The sequence below is a fragment of the Streptomyces sp. NPDC059900 genome (genome assembly GCF_050270335.1).
GTDB lineage: Bacteria > Actinomycetota > Actinomycetes > Streptomycetales > Streptomycetaceae > Streptomyces.
The window spans coordinates 1-2,275 of sequence record NZ_JBNNJZ010000900.1 but is presented as its reverse complement, the minus strand read 5'-3'; the positions used below and the strand labels follow the sequence as shown (position 1 = coordinate 2,275).

The 2,275-nt window shown below is 67.6% G+C and carries 1 protein-coding gene and 2 pseudogenes; all 3 read left to right on the top strand.

Features of this window, described 5'->3' with window-relative positions; all coding sequences use genetic code 11:
* The first annotated feature begins 144 nt into the window (after nt 1–144).
* Nucleotides 145–768, top strand: a complete 624-nt coding sequence (locus ACQKIP_RS45485) for an SMI1/KNR4 family protein (protein WP_365862176.1) — start codon at nt 145–147, stop codon at nt 766–768.
* Nucleotides 769–1,445: 677 nt separating this feature from the next.
* Nucleotides 1,446–1,583: pseudogene (locus tag ACQKIP_RS45480) on the top strand (DUF4267 domain-containing protein); the annotation flags it as partial.
* 67 nt (nt 1,584–1,650) lie between these two features.
* Nucleotides 1,651–1,860, top strand: a pseudogene (locus ACQKIP_RS45475) (hypothetical protein); the annotation flags it as partial.
* Between the last annotated feature and the right edge of the window lie 415 nt (nt 1,861–2,275).

Here is a 2,275-nt window from a genome sequence, read left to right as displayed (position 1 = left end):
GGACCGTGTCTCGTCGCGGCCCCGCATGAAGGGAGGGGCCGTGCCGTCGGACGTTCAGCTTGTTTTTCATCTACGGGGCGGTTGTGGTGCCGAGCAATGACGCCGGCCTGGTGTCTGGTGGTCCCGCAGACGACGATGCATTCCATGACGATTGACGGCTCGTGGTTGCAGATCGAGAACTGGTTGTGCGAGTACGCATCGCCGGCGTACTCCTCATTGCCTCCTGCCACGGGCTCTGATGCGGTACGCGCGGCAGAACGCCAGTGCGGGCTCGCGTTCCCGGACGACCTGGTGGCGTCCCTGCGCCGCCATGACGGTTCGGGGGAGTTTCTGCTGCCCGGCAACTACCGCCTCTCCGGCGCAGCCCAGATCGCAGAAGACTACGTGTTGTGGACCGGGTCACAGCAGCGGGACGTTCCCGATGAACTGCGGTATTGGCGTTCGTCCTGGTTGCCTCTGGCCGTAGATGGCGCCGGGGGTTCCCTCTTCGTCGAGATGGCACCGGGTGACCGGCACGGTCGTATCGGTGCGCATGCCCACGGTGACGGCGGACGGTTCGACGACTGGCCCCAGTACACCTCGCTGCAAGCCCTGCTCAGCTGGGCCGCGCAGGCCCTGTCCGACGGCTCCGCCACGGATGTCCTGGACTACGTGCTCACCACAGACGAACAGGGGCTTCCGTACTGGGAGGACGCGGACGCAGAACAGGACGGCGTGTCAGTGGTCTGGGACATGGCAGCCCTGGAGAACCGCTACGGAGGGCCCTGAGCTTGTTCTCTGTCTACGGGCGGGATGGTACCGAGAGCGGCCAGTCGATATTGGGTTCCTGGGCAGTCCGGCGATCGGGAGACTCCCGCTCATGCCTACGACCGCACGTGATCTGGCGCTGGAGCGCTTTCGATGGGTCGGCGGGCACGCCGATGTGTGGGCGATCTTCCGGGACGCCAAGGCGCTGTCCGCAGTGGTCGCAGGTCTGGTGGAACCGTTCCGGGACGAGGAGGTCACCGCAGTCTGCGGTATCGAGTCGCGGGGATTCCTCTTGGGAGGTGCCGCAGCGGTCGAACTCGGCGTCGGATTCGTTCCTGTCCGGAAGGGTGAAGGCCTCTTCCCAGGCGACAAAGTGGTGCGCCAATCGGATCCCGATTACCGGCGCATTCGCCACACGCTGCGGCTCCAGCAGCCGCGCCGGGGCCGGCGGACCGGGTTCTCTTGGTCGATGACTGGATCGAGACCGGAAACCAGGCTGCGGCAGTCAGGAGCATGGCCGAGGAATGCGGGGCCGCCCGGTTGGGATGCAGCGTCATCGTCGATCAGCGCACCACGTTGCCAAAGAACGCACTCGGCACCATTCGGGGGCTGCTGGATGCGCGGAACTCCCGCCGACCGATATCTGAGTTCAGTGTCGCGCTTCCTTCGCCACCACGCAGGCAACGGCCTGATTCTGACTGGTGGCCTCGCTGACTCCGCTGGGCGACACCATGATAGTTCTGCGCAGCGGCGGCACGCGCGCGCCCACGTTCGGGATCCACTTCGCCACGGCCGTGGTAGTCCTGCTGTGCGCAGGACTCCTGTTCGCTCTGTGACATCCCCCCGGAACACCCCCTTGCCCCTCCCCCGCTGCCCGGCAGCCCGCAGGAGACACACACGTCACTGACAGGACCAGAGCCCAATCACGGCCAGCCTTTCCGAAAGGAGGCCGAGGTCATCGGGCACGCTCCCACCACCGTCCGGCTGCTGGCCGACAGCAGCGCGACCGACGGCACCCTGTCGACCCAGCACGTCACGCTCGCCCACGGGGCGCAGGGCGCCACGCCCCACCATCACGACCGGCCCGCAGAGCTCTTCTCCCTTTTGGACGGCACCGTCCAGCCCAGCGGCCGCTCCCGGCCGCTGTCCCGCCCGGAGAGCAGGACGTTCGCGCCGGCGTTGCCGCCATGCCCGCGCCGCAGGCCGGTGCACGTCCCGTCGGCGAAGTACCCGGCTTCGCACCGCCGTCTGTCGGCGATCCGCTGTCGACGGTGAGGGCCCGGTGGTAGCGCCCCGGCCGGGTGGCATGGCCACCAGCGGGCCGGCCGAGGCAAGCAGGAACGCCCGGCACCACGCCCAACTGCCAGCACCGTCACGGCTCCTGACAAAATAGCCTCCACGCCGCTCGGAGCGCTGTCGGGCTGATGACGTCCCTCGACACGGCGTACGTTCTAGTGTGGTCGCGGAGCGAAGGAGGGGGCGGCGCATGGCCAACGTCGTGGATCTGATCTGCTATCCCGTCAAGGGG

Coding starts and splice junctions, on each gene's coding strand:
- ACQKIP_RS45485 (WP_365862176.1), top strand. CDS start 145: ATGACGATTGACGGCTCGTGGTTGCAGATCGAGAACTGGTTGTGCGAG.